Here is a 22,369-nt window from a genome sequence, read left to right on the forward strand (position 1 = left end):
GCTGTCGGTAACGACAGCCTGCTTTTTTGTGAGTAGCTAGGGAAATTTTGATCACCAAAAAACCTCTGAAAAAATAAAAGCAGCTCCAAACGACTGAAACTGCTTGTAATACTAGTGATTCTGATTAATCAAAGCTATTGTGTAAATCATCCTCAAGGATAATAGTCTGATTGGCTACAGAAAAAGAATCATCTCCTGTCTGTGCCAGAACCTTGGAATCCTGTACCAGCTTTCCTTCCTCATTATATATTTTTAAAAGGATCCATTTTCCGCTGCGTTCCAGTTCTTTTGATCCGTCAGCGGTTTTCAGTCTGATCTTTCCGCTTTGAAGAATACCTTCTTTTATAGAAACTTTGCCGGCAGGCTTTCCTTTTACATATTGTACGACCTGGCCTGTAAAGTTGTAATCATCACCTTCTGCGCTCAGGGGCTGATTGAACGTGTATACAATAAGCCCACTGCTGTTATAGATCGTTCCGTCGTACGCATCTTGTTTTGAGTTGAGCTTTTTCTCAGATTTCAGCTTGCTGTCTTCAGAATAGGCTTTTAGATGTACCACGGTTCCTTCTTTAAAATGTCTTTCACTCAGCCCATCATACGCAATACCATTATAGGGAAGATCATCTTTATACGTTAATGTAGATTTTAATTTTCCTTCAGGGGAATAATATTTGATTTCCTGAGTAGAACCTTCTTTTAAAAATACTTCACTGGAAAGTTTTCCATTTTCATCAAATATCTTATTCTGGATAGCCTCCCCGTTTTTGTAAATATCTATGGTCGAAATATTAATATTATCATAGCTGAAATGATAGTCTTCTCCATCCATGGGATTAAAGACATCACCTTCCTTATCATATGCATAGGTAAGATGAGCAATTTTTTTTCCCGATTCGTCATAAGTGGTTTTGTAGCCGTCTTTTTTGCCAACCTTATGTTCCTGTATAATTTTCCCGGTTTGAGAATAAATTACACTTTCTTTGATGGTACCGTCGCTCTTGTATTTATCGATTTTGGAAACCCTCATCGGGTTATAGTAATAATCTACCTGCGTGCTTTCTTTCCCTGATTCGGAAGTTGCACTACCGATATATTTACCTTTTTCACCGTAATATTTATTTTCATAGTTGCCGTTTTTGATCACTGATTCACTTCTGATTCCTTTAATGTCATCGTCATAAATAATCGTTTGGGCAGGATTGGAATTTTCATAGACGGTGATGCTGTTATAAAAAATCTCATTTTCAGGATCTTTATAGCTAAACGACTTTCCGCTGAAGGTACCATCACCATGGTATACGAGATCCTCTATCAGCTTACCGTTCACATCGTAGGATTGGGTAGGTCCGATTTGTGTACCTTTAGCATAGGTGGTGGTACTCATTACTTTTCCCTCAGGAGTATATTATGTTACTTTACCGTCAAAAACTTCATTACCAGGCGTAGTATCTGAAGCCAGTCCTTCCATTTGAAGCGTTCCGTTTTTATAAAAATCTTTGATCAGTGTAAGTTTGCCTTTTGAAGTAGATTCCCGGTAATACTCCATTTTATCTTGGGTGGTTTTCTCCCAGTTTTCATCGAAATAAGTTTTTTCCTGTCCATATACATTCATGCTGAGTACCAGGGCAATAAATGCAGATGTGAATAATTTTTTCATGTTTTGATCGTATGTTATAATTAATGTGATTGCAGATGTTGAAAATAAAGGTCAGAAAGGGAAGTGACAATTAGGTCGTCGCAAAATAATTTTACATTGAAATTGTGTTTAAATAAATAATATTCTAAATACTGTAGTATAAAGGCATTTTTTAGCATTTAAAACCCCAAATATAAGTCTATTTAATGAAAAATAGGTAAAAAACGAACCGATCTGTTCATTTTTATTTATAATTAATTGAATTTTAAATAGTTAATCTTTTATGGTTACAATTCAAAATTGGAACAATTTCCGCTGTTATTTCTGGCCATGGGAGATAAGAGAAAATTTATTAAATTTAGGCAATAGAAAAATCTAATATTATCATGATAGATAAAAGAGTAAAAAATGCAAAGGAAGCCATTGAAGGAATTAAGGATGGAATGACACTGATGCTTGGCGGATTCGGACTTTGTGGTATTCCTGAAAACTCAATCAATGCCTTGGTGGAAAGTGATGTGAAAGATTTAACCTGTATTTCAAATAATGCAGGAGTAGATGATTTCGGATTGGGATTGCTGCTTCACAAAAGACAGATTAAGAAAATGATCTCTTCTTATGTAGGAGAAAACGCAGAATTTGAAAGACAAATGCTTTCCGGAGAACTAGAAGTTGAGCTGACTCCGCAAGGAACTTTAGCCGAAAAATGCAGAGCTGCTCAGTCAGGCATTCCGGCCTTCTATACACCGGCAGGATACGGAACTGAAATTGCTGAAGGGAAAGAAGTAAAGGAATTCAAAGGAAAACCTCATATTTTAGAACATGCTTTTGATGCAGATTTTTCTATCGTAAAAGCCTGGAAAGGAGATCACGTCGGAAATCTTATTTTCAAAGGATCTGCCAGAAATTTTAACCACCCGATGGCAGGAGCAGGAAAAATTACCATTGCGGAAGTAGAAGAACTGGTAGAACCCGGAGAATTAGATCCTAACGAAATTCATATTCCGGGCATCATGATTCAGAGAATTTTCCAGGGAGAAAAATTTGAAAAAAGAATCGAACAGAGAACAGTAAGAACTAAAGAATAAAGTAAATCCAATTACAATAAAAAAGCGCTGAAAATAACTTCAGCGCTTTTTTTATGCTTGAGGACTGAGCGTCTTCCTTTCTCCGATCTGTTGTCTCCACATGGCATAATAAAGCCCTTTTTCTGCGATCAGATTCTCATGAGAGCCTGTTTCTATAACCTTGCCGCGTTCAAGGACATAAATTTTGTCAGCATGCATGATGGTACTGAGACGGTGCGCGATAAGAACGGTAATCTGTTCTCTTTCTTTCGAAATATCTTTAATCGTAGTCGTAATCTCTTCTTCTGTAATACTGTCCAGTGCTGAAGTAGCTTCATCAAAAATCAAAAGATGAGGTTTTCTCAAAAGAGCCCTTGCAATGGCGATCCTTTGCTTCTCTCCACCACTTAATTTTAGCCCACCTTCACCAATCACGGTTTCTATACCTTTCTCTGCCCTTTCCAAAAGTGCAGTACAGCTGGATTTTGTAATGCCAGAGCCAGTTCGGATTCAGTTGCTTTCGGATTTACAAAAAGAAGATTTTCTTTAATCGTCCCTGCAAAAAGCTGAGTATCCTGAGTTACAAAGCCGATTTGATTTCTCAGTTCATCAAAATCGAATTCTTTTCCATTCACTTTATTGTAGAAAATATTTCCCTCCTGAGGTCTGTACAGGCCTACCAATAGCTTTACCAGGGTGCTTTTTCCCGAGCCGCTTGGCCCGACAAAGGCGATGGTTTCTCCGTTTTTGACATCAAAAGAAATATTGTTCAAAGCTTTATACTGAGCCGACTGATGTTTAAATGAAACATGCTTGAATTCCAGCTCCTCAATGGCACCAATCTGCTTTGGATGAAGAGGTTTTTCTTCTACCTCTTTTTGCATCAGATGATCAAAATTCTGAAGAGAAGCCTCCGCTTCACGATACGAAATGATGATGTTTCCGATTTCCTGCATCGGTCCAAAAATGAAAAAACCATAAAACATCAGAGATAAATATTGGCCAGGAGTTACAATGTTTTTAAATATTAATAATAATAAAGTAAGAGTAATCAATTGTTGAAGGAAATTAACCATTGTTCCCTGGATAAAGCTTAAAGAACGGATGCTTTTAACCTTTCTCAGTTCCAGTCCGAGAATTTTGTAAGTATTATTATTCAAACGGATCACCTCCTGTTTGGTCAGCCCCAGACTTTTGACAATTTCTATATTTCTCAGGCTTTCAGTAGTACTTCCTGCTAAAGCCGTTGTTTCTGAAACAATATTTTTCTGAATGATTTTAATCCTTTTACTCAGTAAATTGGTGATAAAAGCAATCAGAAAAACTCCGCAGATGTAAACGGGCATGATCGACCAGTGCAGACGGATCGCATACACGGACACGAAAATGATACTCACCAGAATACCAAAGAAAATATTAATAAAATTGGTAATGAATTTTACAGAGTCTTCTCTTACTTTCGTTAAAATAGAAAGCGTTTCACCGCTTCTCTGATCTTCAAACTCCTGATAGGGAAGGGCCATCGAATGTTGTAAACCGTCAGTGAATATTTTTGCTCCGAATTTCTGTGTGATCACACTTACCACATAATCCTGAAAGGCTTTGGCAATTCTGCTGACCATCGCTGTTCCGATCAATAATCCCAGAAAATAAAAAGCACCATGATAGACTCCGTTGCCATATAAATACTCATTCAGATTCCTGGCTAAAAGTTTTTCTTTGTCAAAAAAATTGGGATGAGTGACCAGCTGATCAAGGATATTTCCTGTAATAGCCGGGGCAAATAAAGAAAAAACCTGATTAATGGTAGCCAGTAATAAAGAAATAATGATCAGCCACTGGTAAGGTTTAAGGTATCTAAAAAGTATTTTCATTCTGATAAATAATGTTACAAAATTACAGATATTATTTTAACTAACAGTGTTAATTATTAAGACCTGTAAAGCCCTTTTGTATTCAGTTTAAAATAATTAAATTGCAGTCTAAGTTTTTATTATGCTTACAAAAGAACAAATTGCCAAAAGAATTTCAAAAGAACTGAAAGATCGTTATTATGTAAACCTGGGAATAGGAATCCCTACTTTGGTTGCCAACTATGTTCCGGAAGGTATTTCTGTAGAATTCCAGAGTGAAAACGGAGTTTTAGGGATGGGACCTTTCCCTTTCGAAGGAGAAGAAGATGCTGATATCATCAATGCCGGAAAACAAACTATTACTATTTTAGACGGAGGCTCATTCTTCGATTCTGCTTTCAGTTTCGGAATGATCCGTGGTCAGAAGGTAGATCTTACCATTCTGGGAGCCATGGAAGTTTCCGAAAACGGAGATATTGCCAATTGGAAAATTCCGGGAAAAATGGTAAAAGGAATGGGAGGTGCCATGGATTTAGTTGCTTCAGCCGAAAATATTATTGTTGCCATGATGCACGTTAATAAGGCTGGAGAAAGCAAGATCCTGAAAAAATGTACCCTTCCCCTTACCGGAGTAAACTGTGTGAAAAGAGTCGTTACCGAATTAGCTGTTCTGGATGTGACTCCCGCAGGGTTCAAACTGGTGGAAAGAGCTCCGGGTGTTTCAGTAGAACACATTGTGAACGCTACAGAGGCAGATCTGATCATTGAAGGTGAAATTCCTGAAATGCAATTGTAACCCATTACGAAAATAAATGATTATAAATAATAAAGCAGTGGAGATTCACCTCTACTGCTTTTTCTTTTGTCAATGTTCAGTATGGAGTTTATTCGAAAGAATGATGCTCAGCAAAAGCCTGCTCTATAAAATAGCAAAGTTACAGGAGTATTCAAAAAAAATTGCTGACAAAGATGCGTAGCAGAAAGGGCTGCTTCATTATGAAACAGCCCTTTTATATTGTAAAGTTTAACTTTAAATATATAATTCTTATTTATTATCCTGTGCTCCGAAAACCTTCTGCAAAATACTTGTCGTTCTCATTGCAGGGGTATTTCTGATCCCGCTTTCTTTCTGGGCTACCATTTTGAATACCCCGTTGATTGTTTCTGTAGTTACATATTCATTAAGGTCGGTGGTTACGGCCTGTCCTGTGAATGTATTATATTTTGAGATCAGGTTTTTCCATACTGTGTCTGCACCTACTTTACCCAGTGATGCTTTTACTTTTGGCTGGAAAGCCGTAAATAGCTGGTTCTGAGTTTTGCTTTGTAAATAATTGGTGGCAGCATTATCAGTTCCTAATAAAATATTTTTAGCGTCGTTGATCGTCATTGACGTAATCGCGCTGGTGAAAATAGGGGCAGCTTCGGTAACGGCGTCCTCGGCAGCTCTGTTTAAAAGCTTTACTCCCTCATCAGCAAGACTTCCCATTCCCAGAGAACGTAGGGTAGTATCAATTTTTCTTAACTTTTCAGGCATCAGAATTTTTACAGCCTCATTTTTAAAAAAGCCATCCGTTAAAGCCAGTTTTTTTACTCCATCCGTTACTCCAAGGGTTAAAGCTTCTTTTAATCCTGACGAAATCTGTGGCGAAGTAAGGTTTCCAAGATTTACAGGATTGCTGGTGGAATTAACGTTTGTAGAAGGTTGAGGTGTCGTGGTCGTTGCAGCTGTTGTTCCTTTTGTTTTGACAGGAGCATCAAGATCCACACCTGTTTTATTTTTGACGGTAGATTTTATAATATCGAAAAGCTGTGCTTGAGCAGATACTGAAAATAATAATCCGGCTGCTAATAAAATGTTTTTTCTCATTGTATTTTTTTACAAATTTAATTGTTTATTTACGTATAGTCGCTTACACTTAGCAAAAAATAAACCACAATTTTATTGTTGCGTTTTTTTTATTGAAGTTCAGCGTAAAGGACTTAGATCTTTATTAGCCCATAATAGTCTGTGCAATATCTTTGATTATTTCTTAAAATCCGGAATAATTGATGAAAATGAGTCAATAATTTTTAGAAAATATTTATCTTAGCTAAAACCTTAACCACATCTAATGATACGGACTTTTTTTACATTCTTTCTGTTAATGTCAACGGTAATTCTTGCACAAAATAAATTGAACTTAATTCCTTATCCTCAAAAAATTGAATTTTCTCAGGGTGAATTTATCCTGCCTGAAAAAATCATTTTAGATGAAAATCTTTCTAAATCAGAACGCGAATACTATTCAAAATATTTCGGTAAATTTTTTACACTGACGTATGGTAAAAAAGAAAAAATGCAGCTCATCAGCGCATTGTTTTCTCCATCCGTTGTCCCTTTAAGCGAAGAACAAAAAAAGAAAAATATGCCATTGAAATCTCGCCGGCAAATATTGTAATCCGCTCTTATACAGACCAGGGGCATTTTCTGGCTCTTCAGACCCTGATTCAGATTTTTGAACAATATAAAGACAGTAAGAAAATTCCGGCCATGAAAATCGAAGATGAGCCGAAGTTTGCCTGGAGAGGAATGCATTTGGACGTATGCCGTCACTTTTTCACTGTAGATGAAGTAAAGCAGTATATTGATTATCTGGCCATGTATAAATTGAACACTTTTCATTGGCATTTGACAGATGATCAGGGATGGAGAATTGAAATTAAAAAATATCCTAAACTAACCCAGATTGGTTCTAAGCGTAAAGAATCTATGATAGGTGCCTATGCTGACAATACTTTCGACGGGAAACCTTACGGCCCTTATTTTTATACTCAGGATCAGATTAAGGAGGTCGTAAAATATGCACAGGAAAAACATATTACCGTCGTTCCGGAAATAGAAATGCCGGGACATGCCTTGGCAGCATTATCTGCATATCCTGAACTGGCATGTACAAAAGGCCCTTTTGCAGCTGCCACCAAATGGGGTGTTTTTGATGACGTATTTTGTCCTAAAGATGAAACATTTACATTTCTGGAAAATGTCTTAGATGAGGTGATTCAGTTATTCCCCTCACAATACATCCATATCGGTGGTGATGAATGCCCGAAAACACGATGGAAAGAATGTGCTCATTGCCAGGAATTGATAAAGAAAAATAATCTGAAAGATGAACACGGCTTACAGAGCTACTTCATTCAGAGAATTGAAAAATATGTCAACAGTAAAGGCAGGAAAATCATCGGCTGGGATGAAATTTTAGAAGGCGGGTTGGCTCCTAACGCTGCTGTTATGAGCTGGACAGGGGTAAATGGAGGAATTGAAGCTGCAAAATCAAAACATTTTGCCGTAATGACCCCTGGAGCGTATTGCTATTTCGACCATTATCAGGGAGATCCACAGTCAGAACCTAATGCCTTTGGAGGATTTACTCCACTCGATAAAGTATATTCTTATAACCCGATTCCTTCAGAATTAACTCCGGAACAGGGAAAATACATCATGGGAGTACAAGCGAATCTGTGGACAGAGTATATTGACAATTTTAAGCAGGTTCAGTATATGATATTTCCAAGGCTAATGGCACTTTCGGAAGTAGGGTGGGGAACATCAGATCCTGAAAACTATAAAAATTTTGAAAACAGAGTCATCAGTCAGTTCAAAGTGTTGGATAAAATGGGCGTCAATTATGCCAAAAGTATTTATAATATTTCAGGAAAAGTAGTGCCGGCCGGCACAGGAATTACCTATGAGCTGTCCACCTCACAAAATTCAAGCGGCATCCGGTATACAACCGATGGTGCTGATCCTACAATCAATTCAAAAACATATCAGGGTGCTATTCCGGTTCCTGCATCAATGACAATAAAATCAGCCTATTTTGAAAATGGTCAGCTGAAAAGTTCAATCACTTCACAACAATTTACCATTTCAAAAACAACAGGAAAGAAAATTAATCTTGAAAATCAACCGAGTGAAAACTATTCATTCGGGGGCGCAGCTACTCTGGTAGACGGTATAATAGGTAATTCAAGACAACTTGGTAAAACATGGCTGGGCTTTAACGGTAAAGATGTGGTCGCTACCATCGATTTCGGACAAAAAACAGACTTTTCGCAAGTGTATTTCAATACCCTTGAAAATAAAGGAAGCTGGATTCACCTGGCAAAATCTGCAAAAATCTTTACCTCCGAAGACAATAAGAATTTTAAACTGATCAAAGAGATCGGAAAAGAGGAAATTCAGAATGCCAAAGGAAAAATGCTGCTGAACGTAGGAAAACAAAATTCGAGATATTTTAAAATAGCCATTGAAAATGCGGGGATAATTCCGGCCGGAAATCCGGGAGCAGATTCTAAAGCATGGCTTTTTGTCGATGAAATTGGCGTAAATTAGCACGTAGAATTTTTTACCCATGCAGAACGATATACTATGTTCAGAATTCTCTTCACCCGATCTTGTGGAAAAACTGCATCGTTTCGGGATGTTGAAAAACTATAGGGAAGGAGACATTATCTTAGATGAAAATGCATCAATCCGCTCTATTCCTATTGTGATGAAAGGAATGATCAAAGTGATCAGGACAGAAGAAGACGGAAGAGAAATCCTGCTGTACTACATTAAAGCCGGAGAAAGCTGCATCATGTCTTTTCTCGGCGGAATGCACAACGAAAAAAGTATAGTAAAAGCCGAAGTGGAAGAAGATAGTGAGGTACTTTTTCTCCCTTTAGATAAAGTTTCTTTGTTTATTAAAGAGCATCCCGATTGGCTGGACTATATTTTCAGGCTTTATCATAAACGATTTGAGGAACTTTTAGATATTATCAATGCCATTGCCTTTAAAAAAGTAGATCAGCGGCTATTGAACCTTCTTCATAAAAAGTCTGAGCTCACAGGCTCCGATACCATCCAGACCACTCATGAACAGCTTGCCAATGAATTGGGAACAGCGAGAGTTGTTGTGTCGAGACTTCTCAAACAGCTTGAAGAAGAAGGAAAACTGAAACTGGGAAGAAATAAAATACTCCTTCTCAAAACGCTCAATCCGTAATTGAATTCGCACATAATAAAAAATGGTTCCGGCAAATCGAAGATTTGCCGGAACTATTTTTTAATAGCTCTGATGTTTACATTAAAAACGTCTTATGTAACAAAAGTAGCTGTAGACTTTCCCAAACTATCCCATTTTTGTACCAACATTCTTTAAGCAGTACAATGGAAATTTTAGCATACACAGCATCAGTTTTAATAGGAATTTCACTTGGTTTAATAGGAGGCGGTGGCAGTATTCTCACGGTACCGGTCTTGGTTTATCTTTTCGGATTGGATGCCTTATTGGCTACAGAATATTCTCTTTTTATCGTCGGGGCAAGCAGTATCGTCGGTTCTTTCTCTTATTGTAAAAAAGGATGGGTCGATTTTAAAATAGTTCTGATATTCGGAATTCCTTCCGTTATGGCAATTTTTCTGACGAGAACCTATTTCCTGCCATTCATACCCGATATCCTCATTAAGATCCATGATTTTGCCATAACCAGAAATGTTTTTTTACTCTTACTTTTTGCGGGTTTAATGATTCTGGCCTCCTATAAAATGATCCGAACTCAGGCTACTTTAGGAATTTCAGAGGTTGATCATGGAGAAAATAAAACTTTACTGGCAATGGCGCAGGGAGCTGTTGTCGGTGTTTTAACAGGGTTGGTAGGAGCCGGAGGAGGTTTTATGATCATCCCTGCACTGGTTAATTTATTGAAAGTTTCCATGAAAACAGCAATAGGAACTTCATTGGTGCTTATTTCTTTCAACTCTCTGATCGGATTCCTTTCATCCGTCAACGATGCAAAAATAAACTGGAATATACTTTCGTCTGTTACAGCCATTGCCATCATAGGAATTCTGATAGGTTCTCAGCTGTCAAAGAAAATTGACGGTAAAAAATTAAAGCCCGCATTTGGATGGTTTATCTTGATAATGGGAATTTATATTATCACCAGAGAACTGTTTTTCTAGTCTCCTTATGTAACAAAAGTAGCTGTGGAGAATTAAGGGAAGTCGGAAATTTATATCAAAGAACAAAATCTAAAATAAGTACAATGAAAATAGAACAGATCTATACAGGATGTCTGGCGCAGGGAGCGTATTACATCAGTTCAGGTGGAGAAGCTGCAATCATTGATCCTCTGAGGGAAACAGCTCCCTATCTCGAAAAATTGAAAAAGGACGGACTTGAACTACAATATATCTTTGAAACCCATTTTCACGCTGATTTTGTCAGTGGCCATCTTGATTTAAGCAGAAAGACAGGAGCTCCGGTTGTCTATGGACCTACAGCAAAAACTGACTTTAAAGCAAGAATAGCAGAAGATAATCAGGTATTCAAAGTAGGAAATATTACAATAAAAGTCCTTCATACTCCCGGGCATACGCTGGAAAGTTCATCTTATCTGCTGATTGATGAATTTGGAATTGAAAAAGCCCTTTTCAGTGGTGACACCTTGTTCCTTGGTGATGTAGGGCGCCCGGATCTTGCCCAAAAGGCAGGAAATCTGACAAAAGAAGACCTCGCTGGAATGCTTTATGACAGCTTGTATGAAAAAATTCTGCCTCTACCGGATCACATTATTGTATATCCGGCTCATGGCGCAGGTTCCGCCTGTGGAAAGAATATGCAGAAGGAAACTCTTGATACGCTGGGAAATCAAAAGAAAACAAATTATGCCCTCAATCAGAAAAATAAAGCAGCTTTCATTAAAGAAGTAACAGACGGGCTCTCGCCTCCGCCTGCTTATTTTGAAATGAATGTCATGATGAATAAAAAAGGATATCATAGCTTTGATGAAGTATTAACAAGAGGTTTACAAGCCTTGGAAACAGCAGCCTTTGAAGAAATCGCAGAAATGTCTGGAGCATTAATTCTCGATGTGAGAAACAGCGATATATTTGCCAGAGGCTTTATTCCACAATCTGTAAATATAGGTTTGGATGGTGATTTTGCCCCTTGGGTCGGAGCTTTAGTTGAAGATGTTAATCAGCCGATTCTTTTAGTGACCGGAAAAGGAGATGAAGAAGAAGCGGTAACCAGGCTGAGCAGAGTAGGCTTTGATCATGTTTTAGGATTTCTGGAAGGAGGTTTCGAAGCATGGGAACAGGCAGGAAAAGAAACGGATTCAGTCAATCGTATTTCTGCTGAAGAATTGGAGAAGGACATTAAAGGAAAATATGCAAAAATAATCGATATCAGAAGAGAAAGTGAATACCACGCAGAACACATTGAAGAAGCATTCAGTAAGCCTTTGGCATATATCAATGACTGGGTGTCTCAGCTGAATAGCGAAGAACATTTTTATATACACTGCGGCAGTGGATATCGAAGTACTATCGCTGCAAGTATTCTTCAGGCGAGAGGATACAGGAATTTTACCGAAATTGAAGGTGGTTTTAAAGCAATCTCTGCCACGGGTATTCCTAAAAGTGATTTTGTTTGTCAGACTAAAATTTTAAAATAATTAAATATGTTGGAGATCATAAAAGAACCATGGCCCTGGTATATTGCAGGCCCTTTAATCGGACTTACCGTTCCCGCTTTGCTGATCATGGGAAATAAATCCTTTGGAATAAGCTCAGCCTTAAGACATGCATGTGCAGCTTGCGTACCGGCCAATATTGATTTTTTTAAATATGACTGGCAAAAAGAAGCCTGGAATTTATTCTTTGTCCTCGGGATTTTTATCGGAGGAATAATTACAGCCAATTTTCTGATGAATACTTCCGAAATTATCGTTAACCCCGAATTAAAAGCGGAATTGACAGGATACGGGATTACGGATTACAGCAATCTCGTTCCGAAACAATTGATGAATTTTGAAAACCTCTTTACCATCCGGGGATTTATCATGATGGTAATCGGTGGTTTTCTGGTTGGTTTTGGAACACGCTATGCCGGTGGATGTACCAGCGGGCATGCCATCATGGGACTTTCTAATCTACAGTGGCCTTCGTTGGTCGCCACCATTTGTTTTATGATAGGAGGATTTTTAATGGCGAACTTTATCCTGCCCCTTATTCTTTCCCTGTAAGTATAATTATAATGAAACTAAGCAATGATAAAAGAACAGAAAAAAGAAATACGGGATCAGGATGAAGTTTGTGTGATAGAAAATACAAAAGACCAGAATGAATGGTATCATCAGTTGAAGTACCTTGCAGCAGGAGTTATATTCGGAATCATATTCATCAAAGCTGAAGTGATAAGTTGGTTCAGGATACAGGAAATGTTCCGGCTCCAGTCTTTTCATATGTATGGAGTCATCGGAAGTGCGGTTTTAGTAGGAATGATCTCCGTATTTCTGATTAAAAAACTGAAGATCAAAACTATCAATGGAGAACATGTTACCTTATCTCCCAAAAAGTTTAATAAAGGACAAATTTATGGAGGATTGATCTTTGGTTTTGGCTGGGCGCTCACAGGAGCCTGCCCCGGACCTCTCTTTGCACAGATCGGAACAGGAGCCCTGGCGGTATCTGTTACGCTGGTAAGTGCCATCGCCGGAACATGGGTATATGGATATTTCAGAAATAAATTACCTCATTAATAGACCTTATAGAATTTAAAAGTCATAAAGAAAGCCTGCCGATACTATCCGGCAGGCTTTAGTATAAAATTATGAAAAAATGAAGTTCTGTGCTCCCAGAGTCATATAAAGGTTGATGCGTTCCATTTTATCCTGAAGCTACAGGTTGATGAGGTTCATCTCGTTTTTAAGAAGTTCCCGCTGCGTTTGGATCAGAATAAAGCTATTACTGGTTCCTACTTTAATTTGTTTTTTAGTAAGATCAATATTATTTTTCAGCTCACTGATTGCCTTTCGATTATATGTTATTTGTTTTTCAATTGAATGCAAATTGGTCAATGAGGTTTCCACTTCATTCAAAGCATTTGATTAAGGACGTCCGGGTTCAACCAACTTTTCCTTTTTTTGGAGAAATTTTGGAATACTTATGCCAATCAAAATATTTATTTTCTCATCAGAGAGTTCCTGAAAGAAAACAATATTTCAGAAAATGGCAAAAGTATCCATTGCACCCGTAAAGATAAATAAAAATTATATAAGGCTTAGTCAGGGCATATTGAGGATTTCATTGATTTTTTTTAAGATATTTGTCAGGTAGTATATAATCTCAAAATACGATGAACAATAACCGAAGAAGTTTTATTAAAAAACTGGGGATCGCAACGGCAGCACTTGCGGTAAACCCTTTAGATATAATGGCTAAAGACCTACCCGAAGACTATAAAGCAGTAAACAAACCCATTGTTTTATCTACCTGGAATTTCGGGTTAAAAGCCAATGAAGAAGCTTGGACGATCCTCGGAAAAGGAGGGAAAGCATTAGATGCGGTGGAAAAAGGAGTTCGTCTTGTAGAATTAGATCCAAAAGAAAGAAGTGTCGGGTATGGCGGCCGTCCTGACAGAGACGGAAGGGTAACGCTGGATGCCTGTATTATGGATGAAAATTATAATATCGGTTCCGTAGCATGCCTGGAACACATTAAAAATCCGATTTCCGTAGCAAGAGCAGTGATGGAAAAAACTCCCCACGTCATGCTGGTAGGAGACGGAGCACTGCAATTTGCCCTTTCACAGGGTTTTAAAAAAGAAAACCTTCTTACCCCCGAATCAGAAAAAGAATGGAAAGAATGGTTGAAAACCAGCCGGTACAAGCCTGTTGCCAATATTGAAAATCATGACACCATAGGAATGATTGCTTTAGATGCCCAGGGAAACCTTTCCGGTGCATGTACCACAAGCGGTATGGCATTTAAGATGCATGGCAGGGTAGGAGATTCACCGATTATCGGAGCCGGATTATTTGTAGATAATGAAGTGGGAGCCGCCACTGCAACGGGACATGGTGAAGAAGTAATACGTACAGTAGGCACTCATCTGGTTGTAGAATTGATGAGACAGGGCAGAAATCCTCAGGAAGCCTGTAAAGAAGCAGTAGAAAGAATTGTTAAAATCAACCGGAGAAGAAATAAAAACCTTAAAGATATTCAGGTAGGCTTTATTGCTATTAATAAAAAAGGGGAATACGGATCATACTGTATCCAGGACGGATTCAACTTTGCCGTATACGATCAGAAAGGGAACCGTCTTGAAACACCTGAATTTGCCTTAAAATAGTAAAAATATTATAGAGACGGTCTTTATTCCATTTAAAAAAATATCCATTGGCTTTAGCCAAAACTGATAGAACAAAAACAAAATGAAAAGAATGATTATCGCTTCTTTGTTTTCAATCATTGCATGCAAGGAAGAAAAGAAGGAAAATATAACTCAAAGCAGACCTCAGGTAAAGGAAGAAGTGGTTCAGGAAGCAAAATCTCAGGCTAACGGGTCTGAAGAGGCTAAAAAATGGCTGCAAAAAAACATTGAAGATTATTTTAAAGCTGATCTTGTTGCTCAGGAAAAAGTAATGCAAAAAATAACAACCAAAGAGTACTTCGATTATAAAACGGACGCAACCAATTTTGATCTTGATGTGGATGGAAGCCTTACTGAAAAGGAATTTGAGGATAAGTGGAAAAAGAAATTTGATATAAAAAAAGCTGGAATTGGCGTAGGCTTTCTGATAAGCGGACAAGACTGGGATGAGATCAAAGTGTCAGAATGTAAATTGCTTGAATCAAAAAAAAATGACTTTTTATTTGATGTTGTTCTTGCTGATGAAAAGATGAAGGCAAAATATCCGATAAAAGTTAAGGTGATCAAAAACAAGGACTCCTTTGTAATTGCCGATGTCTGGCAGGAAGAATCTAAATTAAATTAAGTATACCAAGAAAAAATGTCAAAAATAGAAATAGCTTGCTTCAATCCCGAATCAGCAATAATTGCTTTTGAAAACGGAGCGGACAGAATAGAATTATGTGACGGTTTAAGTGAAGGAGGAACAACTCCCGGCTTTGATACCACCAAAGAGCTCAGGCAGAAAATAAATATTCCGATTTTTGTAATGATTCGTCCAAGAGGTGGTGATTTTACCTATTCAGATGAAGAGTTTGAGCAGATGAAGGAAGAATTGATGCGTTTAAAATCTTTAAAAGTAGACGGTTTTGTTTTCGGAATTCTGAATGAAAATGATGAGGTAAACATAGAACAAAACAAAATGTTGGTAGAAATGGCAAAACCACTTCCCTGTACGTTTCACAGAGCGTTCGACAGAGCTTCAGGTCTTGAAAATACATTAGAAAATGTCATTGAATGTGGTTTTAAAACCATACTGACTTCCGGCCAGAAATCCAATGTTTCAGATGGTAAAGAAAATCTGAAAAAATTAGTTGAGCTTTCCGACGGAAGAATTGAAATCTTAGTCGGTGGAGGATTGCGCTCTTCCAATATTGAAGAAATAAGAGAAGTGACGAAAGCTGGCTATTTTCATTCTTCTGCAATCACTGATGGGGGAGCCTTTGCGAACGCTTCAGAAGTTGTCGCCTTAAAAAGTAAATAATATAGTTTATCATTCGGAAGGTGAATGTAAGGGAATTTATACTATTGAAATTCCTTTACTATTCGTAATTATGTTGTTATTATTCTTAAACGCAAAGTTTTAAAATTATATAGAACTAAGTGAGCCGGGAAGGCGGCTACGCCGCTAATGAAGTGAATGGTTAAAGCGTTCGCTCCGTCCAATCAATTGCAAATTGGATCATTCTTAGCTCCTTTGAAAGTAATAAGAATAAACTTTGCGTTTAAGAAAGACATTACTGCCGGCTAAGATTAGCAAATGCTGGGATTCGATGTTAAACAATAGGTTTCCCAACCTTTAAAATATAAAAGTATAACCACAGATAATGCCTATAAAATTGATTTGATTGTTGAAGATAAAGTTATTATCGAAGTAATTCGATGTTGGAATTACATCCGATTTTTTATTCCCAGACACTAACTTATCTGAAACAGACCCATATAAAACTAGAACTGCTGATTAATTTTAACAGCGAACTCATTAAACATGGAATTCATAGAATTGTAAATAAACTTATTGATGAATAAAACGATCCTTTTTTCTTTCTTTTTCATTCAGAACTTCATTTTTGCCCAATTTTCGGAGAGAAATCTGTCATCTGAAAACTGGCAGTTTAAAAATTCAAAAGATAATAGCTGGTTACCCGCGAAGGTTCCGGGGACCGTACATCTGGATTTGATGAACAATAAAATCATTCCTGATCCCTTCAAAGATGACAATGAACATAAAGTACAATGGATAGAGAATGAAAACTGGGATTATCAGACTGTCTTTAAGGTTTCTTCCAAAGAATTACAAAACAATAACATTGATCTGGTATTTAATGGACTGGATACGTTTTCAGAAATTTACCTGAATGGAAAGCTGTTAAAGAAAACAGACAATATGTTCAGGAAGTGGTCTTTTCCGGTCAGACAAAACCTGAAAACAGGGGAGAACCTTCTACAGGTGAAATTTAAATCCGCTGTTACTACCGGAAAGGAACTGGCGAAGAAAGTTCCGTTTACAATGCCTGAATCCCCGAGAAGCTTTGTGAGAAAAGCTCAATATCAATTCGGATGGGACTGGGGGCCAAGGCTTGTTACAGCAGGGATCTGGAAAGATATAAAACTTGAATTTTGGAACAATGCTAAAATTGAAAACGTAAAAATCGAGCAGAAAAACCTGTCGGATAAAGATGCTGAGCTCGCTGTACACACCTCTATAATTACCCATAAAGAAGGAAAATATACAATATCGGTGAATAATACTGCTGAGGTTGTTCAGTTAAAAAAGGGTAAGAATCTGATCTATATTCCTTTTCATATTCAAGATCCGAAACTTTGGCAGCCCAATGGCTGGGGAGAAGCACACTTATATGATATAAAAGTTTCCCTGAAACAAAAATCTACAACGCTTTCCGGTGAAACAATGAAAATTGGGTTAAGAACGATCGAGCTGGTTCAGGAAAAAGATGAAAAGGGCAGATCTTTTTATTTTAAAGTCAATGGAAATCCACTCTACATCAAAGGGACAAACTGGATTCCTGCTGACAGTTTTTCACCAAGAATCACCAAAGAAAAATACCGGAAGTTAATCAAAGATTCGAAGGATGCTCACATGAACATGATCCGTATCTGGGGTGGTGGGATCTATGAGGATGATGAATTCTATAAAGCCTGCGATGAAAACGGAATTCTGGTGTGGCAGGATTTTATGTTTGCAGGAAGTTTTTATCCGGCAGACGAGACATTTCTTACCAATATAAAAGAAGAAGTAAAAGATCAGGTAAACAGACTGCAAAATCATCCATCCATAGCCTTGTGGTGTGGAAATAATGAAATAGATGAAGCGATTGTCAACTGGGGATACCAAAAGCAGTTTAAGTATTCTGAAAACGATTCTTTACAGGTTTGGAAAGATTATAAAAAGCTTTTTCATGAAGTGATTCCCTATTCATTAAAAGAACACCTTACCAATGAAAAAAATATTTATTGGCCGAGTTCGCCTTCTATCGGATGGGGGCACAAGGAAAGCCTTACAGAAGGAGATTCACACTATTGGGGTGTCTGGTGGGGAGAACAGCCTTTCGAAATTTACAATGAAAAAAGTAGGCCGTTTCATGTCTGAATATGGCTTTCAGGGAATGCCTTCCCTGGAAACAGTCAAATCAATGTTTTCCGGCACTTACGATTTAAGTTTACAGAACCCTGTCATTAAAGCTCATGAAAAACATAGCCGGGGATGGGATATTATCAATGAATATATGAAGCGGGATTACAAAATTCCGACTGATTTTGTGCAGTACAATTATGTTTCTCAGCTGCTACAGGCAAGAGGTATGGAGATTGCCATTGAAGCCCACCGCCGTGCAAGACCGTACAATATGGGAACTTTATACTGGCAGCTGAATGATTGCTGGCCGGTAGTTTCATGGTCATCCATCGATTATCTTGGCAATTGGAAAGCATTCCATTATCAGGCAAAAAGAAGTTTTGAACCGATGTTGATTTCTGTTTCTGAAAATGATAAATCTTATGATATTTATTTTATCAATGACTTGCTTGAAGATGCAAAAATCACTTCAAAAGCTGAACTGATTGATTTTAAAGGAAAAGTTCTTTGGGCTGCAGGTGCAACTGATCATGTAGCAGCTAATTCTGCTGAGAAGCATTTAGAAATTAAAAAAGAGAATTTTTCTACAGTTGATTTATCTTCGGCTGTTTTGAAAATCTATTTTGGAAATGAGGTATTTACAACTGAAAAGCTCTTCTTTTTTAAGAAACCAAAAGATTTAAAATTATCAAAGCCAACACTCAGTATAAAGAAAATATCTCCAACCGAAATTGAGGTATCAACGGATGTTCTGGCAAAAGACGTTTATCTAACCGGAGAGGCGAATTTTAGTGATAACTTTTTTTGATATGCTCCCCAAAACATCAAAAAAATCATTCTTTCCAGACCATTGGAAAAAGTTGAAGTAATGAGTCTCTGGGATGTAGTGGAGAACTAGTCATAATAAAAGAAAGCTACCTGTGAAGGTAGCTTTCGTCGATAGTGAGGAGAAAATTTAAACAATTGTTTTCATATCTTAGTTTTCAATCAGCCAGTTTTCTACGGCTTTTGAAAAATCAGCCAGATCAATCGGGTGTCTGCTTGTAATAAGATTTCCATCTGCTACAACCGGCACATCAGATACGATACCTCCTGCATTTTTCAAATCAATCTGAATATTCCAGTATCCGGTAAGTCTTTTACCCTTAATGATTTCAGCGTTGATCAATACAACGGTTGCATGACAAATTGCAGATACCAATTTACCTGAAGCACTGAATTCTTTAACAAATTTTACTACTTCTTTGTCGTGACGAAGGTTATCCGGATTCCATGCCCCTCCGGGAATGAAGATTGCATCATAATCTTCTACTTTGATTTGATCTATCGTACGGTCTACTTTTATCCAGCCTACAGGTTGAAGATATTGGATCGCCATTATGTGGGTTTTAGACATTTCTTCCGGCATACTCAATCCAAAGTTGGCGGGAGCTGGAGCATATTTAGGGGCAATGATATCAACCTGTGCTCCCAATTGACGGAAGTACCAGGCTGGCCCTGTTAATTCAATTTCTTCAAAACCATCCGATGAAATGATGGCAATTCTTTTTCCTTCAAGTGTTTTTTCTGTTACAGGTGTGAAAAAGAAGTCTCTTACCTTTTCATTTCCCGGCGCGTTCAAAAACTGAGCAAGAGGAAAACTTCCCACAGCCGTTTTTGATGATAATTGGCTTAATATTTCTAAATGATTTGCTACTGTTTGCGAATTTGCTCCTTGTTGAGCATTTACATTTGTTTCCATTTTTAAATTATTTAAATGTTAATTTGATTGTGTTGCATGATAAGTTTCCCAGTCAAGATATCCTTCCATTGTTAATCCGTAATGAAGTTCTCTTTTGGGAGGAGTAAGAGGCCAGTTGTTTTCCAGACGGCTGACAAGATCCGGGTTTGAGATAAACGCTTCACCAAAGGCGGCAATATCAATAATACCTTCATTGATCATTTTTTCAGATTTTTCTCTGTCCATTCCGCCGGCAAGGATGATTACACCGTTGTACCAGGTACGGAAACGCTTCATGAAGCCTTCAGGCAATGCAAAGCTTCCCCTGGATTTCTGATCCATGATGTGGATGTAGACAATATTTCTTTTGGAAAGTTCTTTTGCCAGATATTCGTATGTGGCCTCTATTTCATCATAATAAGGCATTTCATACAAGCCTCCGTAGGGAGTTAAACGAATAGCCACTTTATCGGCACCGATTGCTGCAATGACAGAATCCACGGTTTCCAGTAAAAAACGGGAACGGCTTTCGATGCTTCCGCCATATTCATCCAGCCGATTATTGACAAACGGGTTCAGGAACTGTTCAATAAGATAACCATTCGCTCCGTGAAGCTCAATTCCGTCAAATCCGGCTTTCACAGCATTTATAGCAGCCTGAGTAAAGTCCTGAATGATTTGTTTTACCTCTTCAGTTGCTAATGCTCTTGGTTTCGAGTTAATGACAAAACCCTCTTTTCCGTTCTCATCATATCCCCACGCGTGGGTTTCTCCTGCCTGAATGTCTGAAGAAGATACCGGAGCCTGTCCGTCCGGTTGATTGGTAACGTGAGAAACACGACCCACATGCCATAGTTGGGTGAAAATTTTACTTCCTTTTTGATGAACGGCATCCGTAACCATTTTCCATCCTTCTACCTGCTCATCGGTATATAAACCGGGAATGTGAAGTACTCCTTTTGAGGTGGAGGAAATAGCGGTTCCTTCTGTAATGATAAGCCCCGTATCAGAACGTTGTGCATAATATTCTGCGTTAAAAGCTTTCGGAATTCCGTCTTCATTTCTTGCTCTGGTCATAGGAGCCATAGCGATTCTGTTTTTAAGGTTCAGAGAACCTATGCTTGCTTCTTTAAAAATATTAATATTCATAGTTTGAAATTTTATGTATTAAAAAAATAATATAAATACTATTGTTTTATAACTTTACAGATATGTTAGGTTCTGAATAATCTGTTGTTATTAATTAACGATACAAATTTCTGTTATAATTTTATATTATAAAAATTATTTAAAATATAGTTTATTATCATAAAAATAATAGTTATGAAATTTTCAGTAATAAGAAAAATTGTCAATTATTACATCAAGGAGGAAGCTCAAAGGATAGATATGAATGATTTCTAAACTTTATGAGTTCTAGGTATTCAAGGAATTTGAATTCAATAATAATGAGAAGCATAGAAATTCTACTCAAAAAAAGATGAATTTTACCCTTTCAACCAAAAAATCAGCCGTAAATTTGCATCATATTCTTTTCAATTATGGTAAATTTTGTTTTGATCGTGGTATGCATTATTGCAGGAATGGTTTTCAAAGCAACAAAATCTATCCATCCCGATGCCCACAAGGGGATCAATACCTGGATTCTTTATCTTGCTCTGCCTGCAGTATCATTTAAATATCTGCCAAAAGTACACTGGACAACGGAAATGCTTTTTCCTATCGTCGCCACTTTTCTGGTCTCTGTGTTCTGCTTCTTTTACGTATTGTTTTACAGCAGAAGCAAAGGATATTCAAGACGTTCACGAAGTACTTTAGAACTGGCAAGTGGTTACAGCAATACTTCTTTCATTGGTTTTCCTTTGATCAGTGCATTTTATGGAGAAGGTCTTTTGAGTATTGCCATTATCTGTGATCAGACGATGTTTTTTGCCCTTTCTACATTAGGAATCATTGCTGCGGTAAAAGGAGGAAGCAGATCAGGGAAAGTGAGTGCAGCCTTTATTCTGAAACGACTGGTTACCTTTCCTCCGCTCATTGGCTGTATTTCTGCTTTGGTATTATCACAATTTATAGACTTTTCCCCTGCAGAGCCGTTCTTTGATAAATTAGCCGCTACGGTAAGCCCTTTAGCCTTATTTTCCGTGGGATTACAGCTTAAATTTAACGGCTGGAGAAAATTGATCCCGCAAATGTCGGCGTCAATGCTGTATAAACTGATTTTAGCACCTGCCATAGTGTTGGGACTTGCTTTACTTTTAGGAATAAAAGGTGATATAGCTAAAATTACAATTTTCGAAGCAGCAATGCCTACTTTGGTGACTTCCAGTATTATTGCGGAGCAGTTCAGGCTGAATACGAAACTGACGAACCTTATCATCGGGGTCAGTATTATTGTAGGATTTTTTACCTCGGCATTTTGGTATGAGATGACCCAGTTTTTCTTTTAAACAAGTGGAGTATAAAAGATTTACATAGCACCGAAACATGT

19 protein-coding genes and 3 pseudogenes are annotated in these 22,369 nt (G+C 37.6%); 15 read left to right on the forward strand and 7 right to left on the reverse strand.

Annotated features, from left to right (window positions below; translation table 11 throughout):
• Positions 1 to 124: 124 nt before the first annotated feature.
• Both H3Z85_14775 and H3Z85_14780 read right to left on the reverse strand, forming a co-directional pair.
• The gene (locus H3Z85_14775; GenBank protein ID QPQ50684.1) at positions 125 to 1,384 is read right to left on the reverse strand and encodes a hypothetical protein; all 1,260 of its coding nucleotides are present in this window, start codon (positions 1,382 to 1,384) and stop codon (positions 125 to 127) included.
• 21 nt (positions 1,385 to 1,405) lie between these two features.
• A complete protein-coding gene (locus H3Z85_14780) occupies positions 1,406 to 1,657 on the reverse strand; it encodes a hypothetical protein (protein QPQ50685.1) in 252 nt (83 codons plus the stop codon).
• Between the two features lie 365 nt (positions 1,658 to 2,022).
• Here H3Z85_14780 and H3Z85_14785 point away from each other — a divergent pair, with 365 nt between their 5' ends.
• On the forward strand, positions 2,023 to 2,724 hold the full coding sequence (locus H3Z85_14785; GenBank protein ID QPQ50686.1) for a CoA transferase subunit A: 702 nt from the start codon (positions 2,023 to 2,025) through the stop codon (positions 2,722 to 2,724).
• A gap of 51 nt (positions 2,725 to 2,775) precedes the next feature.
• On the opposite strand, the pseudogene H3Z85_14790 reads toward H3Z85_14785, so the two are convergent.
• Positions 2,776 to 4,577 (reverse strand): annotated as a pseudogene (locus tag H3Z85_14790) (ABC transporter ATP-binding protein).
• A 121-nt stretch (positions 4,578 to 4,698) separates the two neighbouring features.
• On the opposite strand from H3Z85_14790, the gene H3Z85_14795 reads away from it, so the two are divergent.
• Entirely contained in the window at positions 4,699 to 5,352 is a 654-nt protein-coding gene (locus H3Z85_14795) for a CoA transferase subunit B (protein ID QPQ50687.1), read from the forward strand.
• 249 nt (positions 5,353 to 5,601) lie between these two features.
• Here H3Z85_14795 and H3Z85_14800 read toward each other — a convergent pair whose 3' ends face one another.
• Entirely contained in the window at positions 5,602 to 6,426 is an 825-nt protein-coding gene (locus H3Z85_14800; protein ID QPQ50688.1) for a DUF4197 domain-containing protein, read from the reverse strand.
• Between the two features lie 277 nt (positions 6,427 to 6,703).
• Between H3Z85_14800 and H3Z85_14805 the strand changes: the two genes are divergently transcribed.
• From H3Z85_14805 to H3Z85_14835, 7 genes are all read left to right on the forward strand, one after another.
• Entirely contained in the window at positions 6,704 to 6,997 is a 294-nt protein-coding gene (locus H3Z85_14805; protein ID QPQ50689.1) for a hypothetical protein, read from the forward strand.
• Entirely contained in the window at positions 6,913 to 8,934 is a 2,022-nt protein-coding gene (locus tag H3Z85_14810; protein QPQ53909.1) for a family 20 glycosylhydrolase, read from the forward strand. Before H3Z85_14805 ends, H3Z85_14810 begins: the two co-directional genes overlap by 85 nt.
• A 19-nt stretch (positions 8,935 to 8,953) precedes the next feature.
• Complete coding sequence (locus tag H3Z85_14815) at positions 8,954 to 9,589, forward strand: Crp/Fnr family transcriptional regulator (protein ID QPQ50690.1); 636 nt, start codon at positions 8,954 to 8,956, stop codon at positions 9,587 to 9,589.
• Positions 9,590 to 9,753: 164 nt separating this feature from the next.
• A complete protein-coding gene (locus H3Z85_14820; GenBank protein QPQ50691.1) occupies positions 9,754 to 10,548 on the forward strand; it encodes a sulfite exporter TauE/SafE family protein in 795 nt (264 codons plus the stop codon).
• 83 nt (positions 10,549 to 10,631) lie between these two features.
• Positions 10,632 to 12,044, forward strand: a complete 1,413-nt coding sequence (locus tag H3Z85_14825; protein ID QPQ50692.1) for an MBL fold metallo-hydrolase — start codon at positions 10,632 to 10,634, stop codon at positions 12,042 to 12,044.
• 6 nt (positions 12,045 to 12,050) lie between these two features.
• Positions 12,051 to 12,614, forward strand: coding sequence for a YeeE/YedE family protein (locus H3Z85_14830; protein QPQ50693.1), 564 nt, complete (start codon positions 12,051 to 12,053; stop codon positions 12,612 to 12,614).
• 24 nt (positions 12,615 to 12,638) lie between these two features.
• Complete coding sequence (locus H3Z85_14835) at positions 12,639 to 13,130, forward strand: YeeE/YedE family protein (GenBank protein QPQ50694.1); 492 nt, start codon at positions 12,639 to 12,641, stop codon at positions 13,128 to 13,130.
• A 138-nt stretch (positions 13,131 to 13,268) separates the two neighbouring features.
• Here the strand turns inward: H3Z85_14835 and H3Z85_14840 are convergent.
• Positions 13,269 to 13,589 (reverse strand): annotated as a pseudogene (locus H3Z85_14840) (TolC family protein).
• A gap of 137 nt (positions 13,590 to 13,726) precedes the next feature.
• Here H3Z85_14840 and H3Z85_14845 point away from each other — a divergent pair.
• The 5 genes and pseudogenes from H3Z85_14845 (at position 13,727) to H3Z85_14865 (ending at position 19,056) form a co-directional block, all read left to right on the forward strand.
• Complete coding sequence (locus H3Z85_14845) at positions 13,727 to 14,722, forward strand: N(4)-(beta-N-acetylglucosaminyl)-L-asparaginase (GenBank protein ID QPQ50695.1); 996 nt, start codon at positions 13,727 to 13,729, stop codon at positions 14,720 to 14,722.
• 82 nt (positions 14,723 to 14,804) lie between these two features.
• Positions 14,805 to 15,368, forward strand: a complete 564-nt coding sequence (locus H3Z85_14850) for a hypothetical protein (GenBank protein QPQ50696.1) — start codon at positions 14,805 to 14,807, stop codon at positions 15,366 to 15,368.
• A 15-nt stretch (positions 15,369 to 15,383) separates the two neighbouring features.
• The gene (locus H3Z85_14855; GenBank protein QPQ50697.1) at positions 15,384 to 16,046 is read left to right on the forward strand and encodes a copper homeostasis protein CutC; all 663 of its coding nucleotides are present in this window, start codon (positions 15,384 to 15,386) and stop codon (positions 16,044 to 16,046) included.
• 398 nt (positions 16,047 to 16,444) lie between these two features.
• Positions 16,445 to 16,591: a hypothetical protein gene (locus H3Z85_14860; protein QPQ50698.1), complete on the forward strand. Its 147-nt coding sequence runs from the start codon at positions 16,445 to 16,447 to the stop codon at positions 16,589 to 16,591.
• Positions 16,584 to 19,056, forward strand: a pseudogene (locus H3Z85_14865) (glycoside hydrolase family 2 protein). Before H3Z85_14860 ends, H3Z85_14865 begins: the two are co-directional and overlap by 8 nt.
• 78 nt (positions 19,057 to 19,134) lie before the next feature.
• Here the strand turns inward: H3Z85_14865 and H3Z85_14870 are convergent.
• Together H3Z85_14870 and H3Z85_14875 are read right to left on the reverse strand one after the other, a co-directional pair.
• The gene (locus H3Z85_14870) at positions 19,135 to 19,899 is read right to left on the reverse strand and encodes a type 1 glutamine amidotransferase (GenBank protein ID QPQ50699.1); all 765 of its coding nucleotides are present in this window, start codon (positions 19,897 to 19,899) and stop codon (positions 19,135 to 19,137) included.
• 18 nt (positions 19,900 to 19,917) lie between these two features.
• On the reverse strand, positions 19,918 to 21,027 hold the full coding sequence (locus H3Z85_14875) for an alkene reductase (protein ID QPQ50700.1): 1,110 nt from the start codon (positions 21,025 to 21,027) through the stop codon (positions 19,918 to 19,920).
• Between the two features lie 392 nt (positions 21,028 to 21,419).
• Between H3Z85_14875 and H3Z85_14880 the strand changes: the two genes are divergently transcribed.
• Positions 21,420 to 22,328, forward strand: coding sequence for an AEC family transporter (locus tag H3Z85_14880; protein QPQ50701.1), 909 nt, complete (start codon positions 21,420 to 21,422; stop codon positions 22,326 to 22,328).
• The last annotated feature ends 41 nt before the right edge of the window (positions 22,329 to 22,369 follow it).

This window comes from Chryseobacterium indologenes, assembly GCA_016025055.1.
GTDB classification, from domain to species: Bacteria; Bacteroidota; Bacteroidia; order Flavobacteriales; family Weeksellaceae; genus Chryseobacterium; species Chryseobacterium indologenes.